Source organism: Microbacterium sp. NPDC003461 (assembly GCF_053588335.1).
The window spans coordinates 1-14,395 of sequence record NZ_JBSFPT010000014.1 but is presented as its reverse complement, the minus strand read 5'-3'; the positions used below and the strand labels follow the sequence as shown (position 1 = coordinate 14,395).

Genomic DNA, 14,395 nt, shown 5'->3' with positions numbered 1-14,395 from the left:
GCCCGTCACGACCCCGCGGCGATGAGCTCGGCCGTGAACGGATCGGACGGCGCGGCGTAGACCGCCTCGGTCGGGCCCGACTCGACGACGCGCCCGTCGCGCATCACGGCGACGCGGTCGCTCACGCGCCGCACGACGGCGAGATCGTGCGAGATGAACACCATCGCGAGGCCCTCGTCGCGCTGCAGGCGCAGCAGCAGATCGAGGATGCCCGCCTGCGTCGTCACGTCGAGGGCCGACACCGGCTCGTCGCACACGAGCACGTCGGGCCGCGCGGCCAGCGCCCGGGCGATCGCGACCCGCTGCCGCTGCCCGCCCGAGAGCGTCGCGGGCCGCCGGCGCAGCACCGCGGCCGGCAGGCCGACGCGGTTCAGCAGCTCGCGCGGCTCGGGCGCGTCGCCGCGCCGCGCGTGGCGCAGGATCCGCTCCACCGTGTGGCGGGGATCGAAGGATCCCAGCGGATCCTGCGGCACGAGCCGGATGCACCGCGCGGTGCGCTCGACGCCGCCGGAGTCGGGGCGCTCGGCCCCGATGAGCAGGCGCGCCAGGGTGGACTTGCCCGAGCCCGACTCGCCGACGACGCCGACCACCTTGCCGGCGCGCAGCTCGAGGTCGACGCCGTCGACGGCCACGACATCGCGATAGCGCTTGGTGACGCCGGACGCCGCGAGGAGTGGGCGGCGCGGGGTGGCGGTGGTCGCTTCATCTCCGGTCGCCTCGCGACCTCCGTTCAGCAACCGGGGGACGTCGGCGGGCTTGGGGCCGGTGGGGACCGCGGCCAGGAGGGCGCGCGTGACCTCGTGGCGCGGATCCTCGAGCACCGCCGACGCGGCGCCGTCCTCGACGACGCGCCCCGCATCGAGCACCGAGATCCGGTCGGCGACGCGCGCGACCGCGCGCAGGTCGTGACTGACGAGCACGAGCGCCGCGCCCTCGTCGCGCAGCCGTCCGAGACGGTCGAGCACGCGCACGGCGGTGGTGGCATCGAGCGCCGTGGTGGGCTCGTCGGCCACGAGCACCCGCGCCCCGCCGACGACGGCCGAGGCGATGAGGGCGCGCTGGCGCATGCCGCCCGACAGCTCCCCGGAGCGCCGGCGCAGGAGCGCCTCGGCGTCGGGCAGGCCCGCGGCCGCCATCGCCGCGACCACGCGCCGGCGCCGCTCGGCGCGGCGCACGCGCCGCACCGCGAGCGCCTCGCCGACCTCGGCCTCGATCGTGCGCAGCGGATCGAGGGACTGCAGCGCGTCCTGCAGCACGAGCGCCACGTCGCGGCCGCGCATCGCGCGCCGCCCGCGGCGGCCGAGGCGCGTCAGGTCGCGGCCGGCGACCTCGAGCACGTCGGCACGCACATGGACGCCCGCGTCGTCGTGGGTGAGGCCCAGCAGGGTGCGCGCGAGCACCGACTTGCCGGCGCCGGACTCTCCGACGATCGCGAGGCACTCGCCGGGCGCGACCGCCAGCGACACGTCGTGCAGCACCCGGCCCGCGCCGGGCAGATCGACGGAGAGGAAGCGGACGTCGACGGCGCTCATGACTCGGACGCTCCCAGCCGGCGGCCCAGCACGGTGAGCACCGTCGCGGTCGCGACGATCGCGAGGCCGGGGAACACGGTCATCCACCATCCCGTCGAGATGTACACGCGCCCGGCGTTGAGCATGGCGCCCCACTCGGGCGAGGGCGGCGGCGAGCCGAGCCCGAGGAAGCTCAGCGCCGAGACCCAGACGATGGCCTGCCCGATGCCGAGCGTCGCGGTGGACACGAGCGGCCACAGCGTGTTGGGCGCGATGTGCCGGGCGAAGAGGGTGAGCGGGCCCGTGCCCTCGAGACGGGCGTAGCCGACGTAGTCGCTGCGCGCCACGCCGCGCACGCGCGAGCGCAGGATGCGCGCGTAGCCGGGCGCCGTCGCGAGCCCGATCGCGAGGATCGAGCTGCCCGTGCCCGGCCCGAGGATCGCCACGAGGAGCAGCGCCATGACGAGGGTGGGCAGGGCGAAGAGCACCTCGACGGCGCGGCCGAGGGCGGCGTCGAGCCAGGCGGGGCCGAGCCCCGCCGCGAAGCCGATGACGAGCCCCAGACCGATGCCCAGCGCGCTCGCGGCCAGGCCGATCCCCGCCGAGGCGCCGGCGCCGTGCACGATGCGGGTGAGGATGTCGCGCCCCGACTCGTCGGTGCCGAACGGATGCGCCGCCGAGGGCGCCTGGAAGGCCTCGGCCGGCGCGATGGCGAGCGGGTCTCCCGGCGCGACGAGCGCCGGCCACGCGACGGCGACGAGGAGGAGGACGAGGCATGCGAGCGCGATCGCGCCGGGCGCGCCCAGCCGCCGCAGCCCGGGGAGACGGCTCACGATCGCGGTCACGATCCCACCGCCACATCGGGGGCGCGCAGCGCGGCGGGCCGCGGCCCGCGCAGCCGCGGATCGACGAAGAGCTCCACGACGTCGGTGACGACGACGACCGCCACGTACAGCAGCGCGACGACCGTGACGGCGCCGATGACGAGGGGGACGTCGCGGGCGAGTGCCGCGTCCTGCAGCAAGCGGCCCAGTCCGGGCCGCGCGAAGAGCACCTCGACGACCACGGCGCCCGAGAGCAGGTTGCCGAACGCCCAGCCCGACAGTGCGAGGGCGGGAAGGGACGCGTGCCGCAAGGTGTGGCGCAGCAGCACGCGCGGCTCGCCCGCGCCGCGCGCCCGGGCCGTGACGGCGAAGGGCGCGGCGTCGGCCTCGAGCAGGGCGTCGCGCGAGACCTGCGCGAGGAAGCCGGCGATCGGCACGGCCAGCGTGACGACCGGCAGCACGAGGCCCGCCGGATCCGCGCCCTGGCTCGTGGCCGGCAGCAGGCCGAGCGACGACGCGAACACGAGGATGAGCACGGCGCCGAGCCAGAACCCGGGCATCACGGTCGCGACGATCTCGACGCCCCGCAGCACCGCGTCGGTGACGCGCGCAAGGCGCCCGCGCACCGCGGTGGTGAGGATCGCGCCGGCGACGGCGAGCGCCCACGCCAGCACGAGCGCGAGCGCGGCGAGCAGCAGCGTGCCGGGCAGCTGCTCGCCGATCAGCTCGCCCACCGGCTGCCGCCGCGCGTACGAGTCGCCCAGCTGCAGGGTGGCGATCCGCCACAGCTGCACGAGGTACTGCACGACGAGCGGCTGGTCGAGGCCGTACTGCTCGCGCGCGGCGGCCACCGCGTCCGGGCCGGCCTGCGAGCCGGGCCCGCCGAGGATCGCCTCGAGCGGATCGCCCGACGAGCGCAGCGCGAAGAACACGATGGTCGCGACGAGCCAGACGACCAGCAGCGCGCCGCCGATCCGCCCCGCGATCCACCGCAGCGCGGGGAGCGCCCGCGCCCGGCTCATCCGAGCAGCTGGGCGTTCAGCAGCAGCGGCGTCGAGATGGTGTGCAGCGGCTCGACGCCCGCGACGCCCTTCGTGAGGAAGTGGTTCTGCTGGTCGTACAGCGGCAGCACCGTGTGGCTGTCGAGGATGATCCGCTGCGCGTCGGCGTACAGCTCGGCGCGCTCGGCGTCGTCCGTGGTCGCCAGGGCGGCCTCGAGCAGCGCGTCGAGCTCGGGATCCTGCAGCATCGCGTGGTTCGCGAAGTACCCGGACGGCGCCGGCACCGTGCCCTCGGAGTGGTACAGGATGCGCAGCACGTCGGGACCCACCGTGGTGTACGGCGCCGAGACGGCCTCGTACTCGTGCGCGGCGAGCGCGCCGTACCAGCTGGACAGGTCGACGGGCTCCAGCTGCACGTCGAAGCCGACGGCGGCGGTGTTCGCCTGGATCTGCTCGAACAGCGACTGCTCGGCGGCCGTGGACTGGTTCGTCGAGACGGGGAAGCGCACGGTCAGGGGCGTGCCGTCCTTCTCGCGCACGCCGTCGCCGTCCGCGTCGGTCCAGCCCGCCTCATCCAGCAGCTCCGCGGCGCGGTCGGCGTCGGTCGCGAACGTCTCCTCATCCGACACGCCCATCGGCTCGACGCTCGAGAGCACCGAGTACGAGCGCGCGGCGGTGCCGTGGAACAGCGACTCGATGCCCGGGTTCGGGTCGGCGGCGCGCACGAACGCCTCGCGCACCAGCGGGTCGTCGAACGGCGGCTGGCTGGAGTTCAGCTCGATGCGGTTGGACGCCGCGGGGCGCGGCGCGTCGATGTGCGCGATGCCCTGGCCCTCGGCCGCCGCGATGTCGCTGGGCAGCGGGTTGTCGATCACCTGCACCTCGCCCGAGGCGAGCGCGGCCTGACGCGTGGCGGCGTCGGGGATGAAGCGCCACTCGACGCGCTCCACGTACGCCGGGCCGTCGTGCCCCTGGGGGTTCGTCGGCACGTAGTCGTCGTTGCGGGTGAGCACGACGCGGTCCTGGGGCGTCCAGCTCTCGACGACGAAGGGACCGGTGCCCACGGGGGCGAGGCAGTTCTCCTCCTGCCCGCGCGCGATGCCGGCCGGCGACTGCATGGCCGCCCAGTGCTGGCTCAGCACCTCGAGCAGCGCCGACTTGGGCGTGGAGAGGCGGAAGCGCACGTGGGTGGGGTCGACCACCTCGACCGCGTCGATCTGCTGCACCGCGAGCCAGCCGGTGGACGATCCCGTGTCCGGGTCCTGCAGGTGCTCGATGTTGGCCTTCACGGCCTCGGCGTCGAACGGGGTGCCGTCGGTGAAGGTCACGTCGTCGCGCAGCGTGAGGTCCCACGTCAGGCCGTCCTCGGACGTGGTCCAGTCGGTGGCGAGCCACGGCACGATCTCGCCGTCGGCGTCGCGGCCCACGAGGGGCTCGAGGAACTGGGTCGCCAGCAGCGCCTGCGGGTAGTTGCCGCCGACGTGCGGGTCGAGGCAGGTGGGCTCCGCGTCGCCGGTCGCGTAGACGAGCGTGCCGCCCTCGATCGGCTCGGCGCTGTCGTCGGGGGACGCGCCCCCGGTGCAGCCGGCCAGCAGCAGGGCGAGCATTCCCGCGGCGAGCGCGGGCAGGGCACGACGGTTCATGACGTCCTTCGGGTGAAAGATGGATCGCGTCCAACAATGGATCGCAAGGATCCAGCGTAGCGCGCGGCGGACGCGCGGGCTCCGCCGGTGCGGCCCGGATCAGACGGCCTGCGCGAACTCCGCGGGCGCCCCGTCGACGAGGTGGCGCAGGTGCGCGGGGATCTCGCGCCCCTTCTCGCGCATGGACTGCGCCCACAGGCGCCCCGCGCGGTACGAGGAGCGCACGAGCGGGCCGGCGAGCACGCCGAGGAAGCCGATCTGCTCCGCAACCGCCTTGAGCTCGACGAACTCGTCGGGCTTGACCCAGCGCTGCACCGGCAGGTGGCGGGGCGAGGGGCGCAGGTACTGCGTGAGGGTGATGATGTCGCAGCCCGCGTCGTGCAGGTCGTGGAGCGCCTGCACGACCTCCTCCGGCTCCTCGCCCATGCCGAGGATGAGGTTCGACTTCGTGATGAGCCCGGCCTCGTGCGCCTGCGTGAGCACGCCGAGCGAGCGCTCGTACGTGAAGGCGGGGCGGATGCGCTTGAACACGCGCGGCACCGTCTCGACGTTGTGCGCGAACACCTCGGGGCGCGCGTCGAAGACCTGGCCGAGGTGCTCCGGCTTGCCCGACATGTCGTTGGCGAGCAGCTCCACGCCCGTGTTCGGGTTGAGCGCGTGGATGCGTCGCACCGTCTCGGCGTTGAGCCAGGCGCCCTCATCGGGCAGGTCGTCGCGGGCCACGCTCGTGACGGTGGCGTAGCGCAGGCCCATGCGGCGCACCGACTCGGCCACGCGCCGCGGCTCGTCCGTGTCGTAGTCGGCGGGCTTGCCGGTGTCGATCTGGCAGAAGTCGCAGCGGCGCGTGCACTGCGAGCCGCCGATGAGGAAGGTGGCCTCGCGGTCCTCCCAGCACTCGTAGATGTTGGGGCACCCGGCCTCCTGGCACACGGTGTGCAGGTCCTCGCCCTTCACGAGCTCGTGCAGCTGCCGGTACTCCGGCCCCTGGCGCACGCGGGTCTTGATCCACTCCGGCTTCTTCTCGATGGGGGTGGCCGCGTTGCGCACCTCCAGGCGCAGCAGCTTGCGCCCGTTCGGCGCGGTCTGGGCGGGGGCGGCGGGGGAGCAGGCGGTCACGCGGGGATCCTCTCGAAGGTGCGGCGGAAGGCCCCCGCGACGGCGTCCTTGACGCCGCGGGGAGACAGGTCGCGCCCGGTCTCGAGCGCCATGGTGGTCGTGTGGGCGTCGCTCAGCCCGCACGGCACGATGCGCTCGAACGGCGCGAGCGGGTTGTCGCAGTTGAGGGCGAAGCCGTGCATGGTCACGCCCTGCTGCACGCGCATGCCGATGGCGGCGATCTTCGCGGCCGGCCCCGACCCGCGCTCGATCCACACGCCGCTTCGCCCGTCGATCCGGGTGCCCTCGACGCCGTAGTCGCGCAGCACCTCGATGAGCATGTCCTCGATCGCGCGGACGCACGCGACGGCATCGCCGCGATCCGCCACTCGCATGATCGGGTAGCCGACGAGCTGGCCGGGGCCGTGCCACGTGATCCGGCCGCCGCGATCCACGTCGATCACCGGGGTGTCGGCGTCACGCGGCCGGTCCTCGGGCTGCGTGCGCGAGCCGGCGGTGTAGACCGCCCCGTGCTCGAGGAGGATGAGCGTCTCGGGGCGGCGGCCGTCCCGCACCTCGGCGTGGATGCGGCGCTGCAGCTCCCAGCCGTCGAGATAGGGGACGACGTCCGGCGCGAACCCCGGTTCGAGCACGTCGAACATCGAGCCTCCCCGTTCGGTCGGACGTCGTCCCGGTCCTATTCCTAGACCGCGTCCAATAATACGCACGAGCCTACACTGGTGCGATGCAGAGCGCGGCGGGCAGGCCAGGCAGGCCGAAGGCGATCTCGCGCGAGATGCTCGCCGAGGCCGCGTGCGAGCTGTTCCTCGAGCAGGGCTTCGACGACACCTCCGTGGCCGACATCGCGCGCCGGGCCGGCATCGCCCGCTCGAGCTTCTTCAACTACGCCCCGTCGAAGTCCTCGCTGCTGTGGGCGGGGCTGGACGAGCGGATCGACGCGCTCGCCGCGGCGCTCGGGGCCGGCGAGGACCCGGCCGCGGCGGTGGCCACCATGGCCGACGGCTTCGCGCCCGACGCGCTCGCGCTCGCGCACGCGAACGCCGCCGCCATGGGGATCGAGGCCGAGCTCGAGCGCGAGTCGGCGCTGCGGCTCGTTCGGATCGGCGGTCTCGTGGCCGAGGCGCTGCGACGCCGCGGCACGGGCGAGCTCGCCGCAGAGGTCGCGGGCGCGGCCCACGGCGCGGCCGTCGTGGCGGCGATCCGGCACTGGGCGCGCATCGGCCCCGGCGCCCGCCCGCTGTCGGCGGTGGTGCGGGAGGCGCTGGAGGCCGTGCGCGGCTGACGCGCCGCGCCCGGACACGACCCTGCCCCGGGACACGACCGTGCCCCGGGCGGTTTTCCACCCGGGGCACGGCACAGCGGTGAGCGATCAGCCCAGGGCGACCGCCATCTCGTTGGGCGCCTCGTCGAGCTCGACCGAGGCGACGATCTCGCCCGTGGTGAGGTCGACGGCGTGCAGCGTGTTCGCCGCCGGCTCGCTGATGTAGGCGATGTCGCCGTTCACGACGATCGCGGGGTGCGGATCCTGCCAGTGCCTTAGATCCAGTCGCAGGCCACGATGAAGTTCTCGGAGTCAACGATCGGACCAAATTGCACGCTTCGGACCATCGGGTAAGCGATCATGTCGTACCGACGCTGATTCGAATTCACACACGTGTGGAACTGAGAGACCGTCTTGACCATCTCATACGCCGCCCCGGGCGCCCGAGCCGAGCCAGTCTCCTCCTGGAAGCAGAACGGACCGGTGCATCCGTCGCGCAGCACGATGCGAAGATCATGCTGGTAGACGTTGTTCGTGCCGCTGCAGTAGTTCTGACCGCCCCAGTAGAGCTGGCCGTTCAGCTTCGCGATTTGAACGAAGTGGCCGGTGCAGTATGTTCCTGCAGACCAGGCTGTGCGGACCAGGTCGCCGTCTTCGTTCGGCAACTCATCCGGAAGCATGAAGACGTAGTCTCCGTCCTCGTAGAAGTAGAACGTCGCGCCCTTGACGTCTTGCTCCACCGATACGACCTCGCCCGTGATTCCCTGCCGGGCCAGCTCTTCGGCATCGATCGGCGGTGCACTTGCGGTAGGGCCGTCCTCGATCACGTTTCCGCCGAGGACTCGGGGTTCCGACGACGAATGAACCGTAGGTGCCGGGTCCGCGGGTTCCTTCCCGTCCGCCGCGTTCGCCACCGCTGGACTTCCGATGAGTAGAACCGCGGCGAAAACAGCCGTCGTGATCCTTCTAAGCTTGCGCACTGCGGGACCTGCCCTTCTCATGTGGGAATCGCGCGTCAGTGGCGCGAACAGCTGCGATGAGCCGCTTTATCATCGAGGCGTCCAGTTCGGAGGTGCAAGTGAACGTTTCTCCCGATAGCCCGCTCGACGGGCTCCTGAGCGGGCGCAACCAAGCATTTGATGCGCTCGAAGTCGCCCTGGCGTCCGCGGAGGATGTGGATGAGCGCATTGCGGATGCCTGTGCGCGGGGAGCGACCACTGACGAGCTAGCGGCGACGCTCGGAGTGACTACATCGGTGGCGCACGAGCTTGCCGCCGGAACGACGACGTTCTCCGACTTTCTCCTTCGGAGCGCCATCACCGGTTCGTTGCCGGACCGGTCACGAGGGGCGAGGCGTGCGGTTGCTTTTCGCAACGCGGGCCTCGCGGAGCCGAAGCAGTAGGGCTCCGACCTTGACGGCTCGAGCCTCGGCCCAGCGGTCCCGTTCGTCAAGCCGCGTGCGGCCTCGGCGGCACCCCTGATAACGACGCGGTTGGTGATTGGTTCGTTGTCGGCGACGCCGGCGACGCGTTGCGTGGGTTTGTCGTAGCCGCGCACGCTGTCGGTGGTGTCGAGGAGGGCTCGCCCCGGAGGCCAGCGAGGGTCGCTGGCGTCACGACGAGGTAGAGAGGTGCGTCGTCAACGCCGTCATCCTCGACCCGTTTCGCGTCGGCGCGGCCGTCGTGGCGGCGATCCGGCACTGGGCCCGCATCGGCCCCGGCGCCCGCCCGCTGTCGGCGGTGGTGCGGGAGGCGCTGGAGGCCGTGCGCGGCTGACGCGCCGCGCCCGGACACGACCCTGCCCCGGGACACGACCGTGCCCCGGGCGGTTTTCCACCCGGGGCACGGCACAGCGGTGAGCGATCAGCCCAGGGCGACCGCCATCTCGTTGGGCGCCTCGTCGAGCTCGACCGAGGCGACGATCTCGCCCGTTGTGAGGTCGACGGCGTGCAGCGTGTTCGCCGCGGGCTCGCTCACGAAGGCGATGTCGCCGTTCACGACGATCGCGGGGTGCGGATCCTGCCACTCGGCGGGGCCCTCCCACGCCTCGATCACGGGGAACTCGTCGACCAGATCGCCCCTGGCCGGGTCGAGCACGTGGATCGATCCGTCGGTGGCGATGATGTACGCGAGGTCCTCGGGGCCGCGCGCGACGTCGCGGTAGGTGAACTCGATCGGCAGCTCGACGACCTCGTAGGTCTCGGCGGCCGTGTCGATGAGCGTCACGGCGTGCAGCAGGTAGCCCTCGGCGTCGGGGTCGTCCTTGTAGTCGCCCACGACGAGCGGGCTCGTCTCGGAGACGTACGCGTTGCCCATGCGGCCGTACTCGGCGGGCGCCTGCAGCTTGATGAACTCGCCGTCCTTGAACAGCAGCGCGCCGTTCTCGCAGCCGAACACGACCGCCTCGTCCTGGGCCGTGCCCTCGCCGTGGATGCCGGGGCACTGGTCCGAGACGGTCAGCTCGTGCCAGTGGTCCTCGTGCGGCTCGAGCGCCATGGCACCCGTGCGGCCGTCGGCGTTACCGACGGTCGTGAGCAGCGTGCCGTCCTCGAGCACGATCGACACGCCGTGGTGCGCCGCGTCGGCCCGGTGCGTCTGCGTCTCGGGCAGCTCGCCGTCCGCGGCCGCGAGGGCGTCGGTCTCGAAGATCGTCGTCTCGCTCGTGCCGTCGGCGTAGAGCACCGTCTTGCCGCCGTGGCGCACCACGTGCCCGGCCGTGTCGGCCTCGAAGACGAGGTCGGTGAGCTCCGGCGCCGCGGTGTCGAGCACCTGGAAGCCCGCCGAGGTCGTCACGAGCACGTGGCGCGCGTCGCCGGCGGCGTTCAGGCGCGTGAACTCCTCGGTCTCGAACTCGTCCACGATCTCGAGCGTCTCGGGGTCGAGCACCGCGAGACCGTTCTCGTAGGCCACCGCCAGGCGGCCCTCGGCGGCGGGGCCCTCCGGCGCCTCGGCGTCGGATCGCGGGGAGGTCGCGCAGCCGGCCAGCAGCAGGCCGGCGGCGCTCAGGGCGGTCGCCGTGGCGAGCATCCTCTGGTGTCGTCGTCTCATCGTGTTTCCCTTCGTTCGGCCCCTCATCGGGAGAGGCCCTCTGCGATGCGTTCGCTGTTGGTGCGCATCATGGACAGGTAGGTGTCGGCGCCCTCGCCCTCGGCGGTGAGCGACTCGGTGAACAGCTCGGTCACCTGCACGTCGATGCCGGCCTCCTCGGCGAGCACCTGCATGAGCCGATCCGGCTGCGACGACTCCGCGAAGATCGTCGAGACGCCCGCGGCGCGGATCGCGTCGGTGAGGCCGAGCAGATCGCTCGCGCTGGGCGCGGCGAGGGTGCTGCCGCCCGGGATCACGGCGCCGACGATCTCGAAGCCGAAGCGCTCGGCGAGGTAGCCGAAGACGTGGTGGTTCGTGACGAGCTGCCGGCGCTCGGCCGGGATCGCGGCGAAGGCCGCCGTCATCTCGTCGTCGAGCGCGACGAGCTCCGCGCGGTAGGCGGCGACGTCGGCCTCGAGCGCGGCGTCGTCGACGCCGTCGAGGGCCGCGAGCTCGGGCGCGAGCGCGTCGACGACCGCGATCATCTGGGCCGGATCCGTCCAGAAGTGCGGATCGTCCGCGCCGCCCGCGTCGGCGCTCGCGTACGCGAGCACGTCCACGTGCTCGCCGGCCACGAAGCTCGTCACGCCCTCGTCCGCCGCGCGGTCGAGGTGCTGCTGCAGGCCCTGTGATGGGCGTGTCCGACAACGCAACGCACCCCGATCCGATCCGCCGCACCTCCGCCCCGCTGCTGTGGGCGCGGGATGTCTGCTTCGCCTACGACGGCGCCGACGTGGTCCACACCGTCTCGCTCGAGCTGCCGCGCGGCGCGGTCACGGCGCTGTGCGGGGCGAACGGGTCGGGCAAGTCGACGCTCGTGGAGCTGCTGGCGGGGGTGAAGCGGCCGCGCGCGGGTGCCATCGAGCGGGGCGGATCGCTCGCCCTCGTCGTGCAGCGACCGCCGACATCCTCATCCTCGACGAGCCCGCCGCGGGCCTCGACGCCGCCAGCCGCGACCGCGTGCGGGCCGCGCTGGCCGAGGAGGCGGCCAGGGGAGCGGCGGTGCTGTGCGTCACGCATGACGACGACGCGATCGCCGCGGCCGACCGCGTCATCCGGCTCGACGGCGGGATGATCGTGCGGGAGAGCGTGCCGGCGGCCCTCGCGTAAACTCGTACGCACCATGGCTGCATTCGGCGATCTCTCCTCGCGTCTGACCGAGACGTTCCGCAATCTCCGCACGAAGGGCAAGCTGTCGGCGGCGGACGTCGACGGCACCGTCCGCGAGATCCGGCGCGCGCTGCTCGACGCCGACGTCGCCCTCGAGGTCGTCAAGGCCTTCACGGCGAAGGTGCGCGAGCGTGCCCTCGGCGACGAGGTGAACCGCGCGCTGAATCCCGCGCAGCAGGTCGTGCAGATCGTCAACGAGGAGCTCGTGGCGATCCTCGGCGGCCAGCAGCGCCGGCTCGAGTTCGCCAAGACGCCGCCGACGGTCATCATGCTCGCGGGCCTGCAGGGTTCCGGCAAGACGACCTTCGCGGGCAAGCTCGCGAAGATGCTCGAGAAGGACGGCCACACGCCGCTGCTCGTCGCGGCCGACCTGCAGCGCCCCAACGCCGTGAACCAGCTGCAGGTGGTCGCCGAGCGCGCCGGCGCCGCGATCTACGCGCCCGAGCCGGGCAACGGCGTGGGCGACCCGGTGCGCGTCGCGCGCGACGGCGTCGAGTTCGCCAAGCAGAAGCTGCACGACACCGTCATCATCGACACCGCCGGCCGCCTGGGCGTCGACGCCGAGCTCATGAAGCAGGCCGCCGACATCCGCAAGGCCACCGATCCGGACGAGGTGCTGTTCGTCATCGACGCGATGATCGGACAGGACGCCGTGAACACGGCGCGCGCCTTCCAGGAGGGCGTGGACTTCACCGGCGTCGTGCTGTCGAAGCTCGACGGCGACGCGCGCGGCGGTGCCGCGCTGTCGGTCGCCTCCGTCACGGGCCGGCCCATCATCTTCGCGTCCACGGGCGAGGGCCTCGACGACGTCGAGGCGTTCCACCCCGACCGCATGGCGAGCCGCATCCTCGACCTCGGCGACATCCTCACCCTCATCGAGCAGGCCCAGCAGGCCTTCGACGAGGAGGAGGCGCAGAAGGTCGCCGAGAAGCTCGCGAAGGAGGCCTTCACGCTCGAGGACTTCCTCGAGCAGATGCAGCAGCTCAAGAAGATGGGCTCCATGAAGAAGATGCTCGGGATGCTCCCGGGCATGGGGCAGATGAAGCAGCAGCTCGAGGACTTCGACGAGAGCGAGATCGACCGCACCGAGGCGATCATCCGCTCGATGACGCCCGCCGAGCGCCGCAACACGAAGATCCTGAACGGATCGCGCCGCTCCCGCATCGCGCGCGGATCGGGCGTGACGGTGACCGACGTGAACCAGCTCGTGAACCGCTTCGAGCAGGCCGCCAAGATGATGAAGACCGTCGCGCGCGGCGGCACGCCGAGCATCCCCGGCATGGGCGCCATGCCCGGCATGGGCCGGCCGGGCGCCTCGGCCAAGCGCGGCAAGCAGGCGAAGAAGAAGGGCGGCTCGCGCTCGGGCAACCCCGCCAAGCGCGCCGCCGAGAACGCCGGTCTGCCCGCCCAGCAGCCCACGGGCTCGGGCTTCGGCCTGGGTGCCGCGGGGGCGCAGCCGACCGAGGCCGACCTCGCGGAGATCCAGAAGCTCCTCGGCGGCCGCTGACTTCCGCAGGCCGGGTGAACCTCATCGGTTGCTGAACGGAGCGGCCGCAGGCCGCGGAGATGAAGCGACCACCGCAACCGGCCTGGCCGCGCTCAGGCCCCGGCTCGCCGCCAGGTGCCGTCGCGGCGATCCTCCCGCCACGTGACCGGATCGCCCGTGACGCGCGCCGCGTCGGTCAGCCAGTACGTCGTGTCGGGCGACCACCCCGCGATCACGCTCGAGTGCTCGTCGTCCACCCGGATCGCGCGGCCCGCGCAGGCGAGGTAGCCCTCGACGGGCAGATGCACGGCGTCCCAGTCGCGGGCGACGAGCGACCAGTCGGGGATGACCCACCGCCCGTCGCGCCCGGTCGCCTGGTACCAGTCGTGGCGCCGCGAGGCGGTGACCTCCAGCGGGTGGCGCCGGCACAGCTCGGCCCAGTCGTCGATGCCCCGGATCTCGAGCACGCGGCCGGCGCCTCGCACGGGGATCGCGCGCACCTCGCGCCAGCCCAGGCTGTCCTCGACGAGCCGCACCCCGGCGGGCGTGCCGTCGCGCATCTCGCCCGTCGTGGCGAGAACGCCGGAGGGCGTCGACCACCACGTGTTACTCCACGGCGCGGAGACATCCCGCGGGGACTCGCGTTCCGCCCATGCCTCGCCCTTTGCCACCGCCGCCCGCCACGCCTCCAGAGCGGCGCGCGCGTCGCGCGGATCGGGCACCGCGGCATCGCCGCGATCGATCGCCCACTGCTGCGGACGCAGCCCGGCCGACCACCAGCCGGTCGCGGGCAGGTCCGCCACCCGTCGCGCCACGGCCGTCAGCGCGTCGCGCAGCTCGGGGAGGGTCGCGACGGCGTCCTCGCCGTCGGGCTCCTGCCAGTAGCGCGCGGCGTCGACCGCGCGAACGAGGGCCGCCGTGACGGCGGCGTCGGCGATGCCGCGCGGATCGCGGGCGAGCACGAGCCGCGCGAGCTCGGCCGGTTCCGGCGGCGGCGGGTCGGCCGCGCCCGGGCGGAAGAACCCCCACGAGAGCGTCGCTCCGCTGTGCTCCCGCGCGAGGTGGAACAGCCCGATCGAGACCGCGTCCGGCTCGCCGGTGCGGAGCAGCTCAAAGCAGAGGCGCCGGCCGCGCGGTCCCGCCATGATCGCCTCCGCCCGCATGCGACGAGCGTACCGGGCGGGTGGGTGAACGCCAGCGGCCGACTTGACTCGCGTAAAAGGTCCGGGAGCGGCAGCGTGTGCCTCACGTAAGAAGGTCCGCGTAGCGATTCGTGTTCCCTGGCGATGTGAGCAGG

The 14,395-nt window shown here is 72.9% G+C and carries 15 protein-coding genes and 1 pseudogene; 5 read left to right on the top strand and 11 right to left on the bottom strand.

The genetic code is table 11. The annotated features are described in order from the left end of the window. Positions 1–5: 5 nt before the first annotated feature. From ACWDR7_RS07410 to lipB, 6 genes are all read right to left on the bottom strand, one after another. A complete protein-coding gene (locus tag ACWDR7_RS07410) occupies positions 6–1,532 on the bottom strand; it encodes an ABC transporter ATP-binding protein (protein ID WP_449854283.1) in 1,527 nt (508 codons plus the stop codon). Further along, the gene (locus ACWDR7_RS07405) at positions 1,529–2,344 is read right to left on the bottom strand and encodes an ABC transporter permease (RefSeq protein ID WP_449854282.1); all 816 of its coding nucleotides are present in this window, start codon (positions 2,342–2,344) and stop codon (positions 1,529–1,531) included. Before ACWDR7_RS07405 ends, ACWDR7_RS07410 begins: the two co-directional genes overlap by 4 nt. Before the next feature lie 8 nt (positions 2,345–2,352). Further along, complete coding sequence (locus ACWDR7_RS07400; RefSeq protein WP_449854281.1) at positions 2,353–3,357, bottom strand: ABC transporter permease; 1,005 nt, start codon at positions 3,355–3,357, stop codon at positions 2,353–2,355. Further along, positions 3,354–4,979 (bottom strand): ABC transporter substrate-binding protein, encoded by a 1,626-nt coding sequence (locus ACWDR7_RS07395; protein WP_449854280.1) that lies wholly within the window; start codon positions 4,977–4,979, stop codon positions 3,354–3,356. Before ACWDR7_RS07395 ends, ACWDR7_RS07400 begins: the two co-directional genes overlap by 4 nt. Before the next feature lie 99 nt (positions 4,980–5,078). After that, complete coding sequence (gene lipA / locus ACWDR7_RS07390; protein WP_449854279.1) at positions 5,079–6,095, bottom strand: lipoyl synthase; 1,017 nt, start codon at positions 6,093–6,095, stop codon at positions 5,079–5,081. Further along, the gene (lipB, locus tag ACWDR7_RS07385; protein WP_449854278.1) at positions 6,092–6,736 is read right to left on the bottom strand and encodes a lipoyl(octanoyl) transferase LipB; all 645 of its coding nucleotides are present in this window, start codon (positions 6,734–6,736) and stop codon (positions 6,092–6,094) included. Before lipB ends, lipA begins: the two co-directional genes overlap by 4 nt. A gap of 83 nt (positions 6,737–6,819) precedes the next feature. Between lipB and ACWDR7_RS07380 the strand changes: the two genes are divergently transcribed. Then, the gene (locus ACWDR7_RS07380) at positions 6,820–7,377 is read left to right on the top strand and encodes a TetR/AcrR family transcriptional regulator (RefSeq protein ID WP_449854277.1); all 558 of its coding nucleotides are present in this window, start codon (positions 6,820–6,822) and stop codon (positions 7,375–7,377) included. A gap of 87 nt (positions 7,378–7,464) precedes the next feature. On the opposite strand, the gene ACWDR7_RS07375 is transcribed toward ACWDR7_RS07380, so the two are convergent. Together ACWDR7_RS07375 and ACWDR7_RS07370 are read right to left on the bottom strand one after the other, a co-directional pair. Next, entirely contained in the window at positions 7,465–7,599 is a 135-nt protein-coding gene (locus ACWDR7_RS07375; RefSeq protein WP_449854276.1) for a hypothetical protein, read from the bottom strand. Positions 7,600–7,631: 32 nt separating this feature from the next. Beyond that, entirely contained in the window at positions 7,632–8,183 is a 552-nt protein-coding gene (locus ACWDR7_RS07370) for a hypothetical protein (protein WP_449854275.1), read from the bottom strand. A 209-nt stretch (positions 8,184–8,392) separates the two neighbouring features. Here ACWDR7_RS07370 and ACWDR7_RS07365 point away from each other — a divergent pair, with 209 nt between their 5' ends. Next, positions 8,393–8,758, top strand: a complete 366-nt coding sequence (locus ACWDR7_RS07365) for a hypothetical protein (protein WP_449854274.1) — start codon at positions 8,393–8,395, stop codon at positions 8,756–8,758. A 460-nt stretch (positions 8,759–9,218) separates the two neighbouring features. On the opposite strand, the gene aztD is transcribed toward ACWDR7_RS07365, so the two are convergent. Further along, the gene (gene aztD, locus ACWDR7_RS07360; protein WP_449854273.1) at positions 9,219–10,403 is read right to left on the bottom strand and encodes a zinc metallochaperone AztD; all 1,185 of its coding nucleotides are present in this window, start codon (positions 10,401–10,403) and stop codon (positions 9,219–9,221) included. 23 nt (positions 10,404–10,426) lie between these two features. Further along, complete coding sequence (locus ACWDR7_RS07355; protein WP_449854272.1) at positions 10,427–11,095, bottom strand: metal ABC transporter solute-binding protein, Zn/Mn family; 669 nt, start codon at positions 11,093–11,095, stop codon at positions 10,427–10,429. Between ACWDR7_RS07355 and ACWDR7_RS07350 the strand changes: the two are divergent. From ACWDR7_RS07350 to ffh, 3 genes and pseudogenes are all read left to right on the top strand, one after another. Further along, positions 11,074–11,250, top strand: a pseudogene (locus tag ACWDR7_RS07350) (ATP-binding cassette domain-containing protein); the annotation flags it as partial. The gene ACWDR7_RS07355 and the pseudogene ACWDR7_RS07350 sit on opposite strands and share 22 nt — an antisense overlap. Before the next feature lie 152 nt (positions 11,251–11,402). Beyond that, entirely contained in the window at positions 11,403–11,552 is a 150-nt protein-coding gene (locus ACWDR7_RS07345; RefSeq protein WP_449854330.1) for a hypothetical protein, read from the top strand. A gap of 13 nt (positions 11,553–11,565) precedes the next feature. After that, positions 11,566–13,119 (top strand): signal recognition particle protein, encoded by a 1,554-nt coding sequence (gene ffh / locus ACWDR7_RS07340; protein ID WP_449854271.1) that lies wholly within the window; start codon positions 11,566–11,568, stop codon positions 13,117–13,119. 92 nt (positions 13,120–13,211) lie between these two features. Here the strand turns inward: ffh and ACWDR7_RS07335 are convergent, their stop codons facing one another. Continuing rightward, positions 13,212–14,261, bottom strand: a complete 1,050-nt coding sequence (locus tag ACWDR7_RS07335; protein ID WP_449854270.1) for a hypothetical protein — start codon at positions 14,259–14,261, stop codon at positions 13,212–13,214. Positions 14,262–14,395 lie beyond the last annotated feature (134 nt).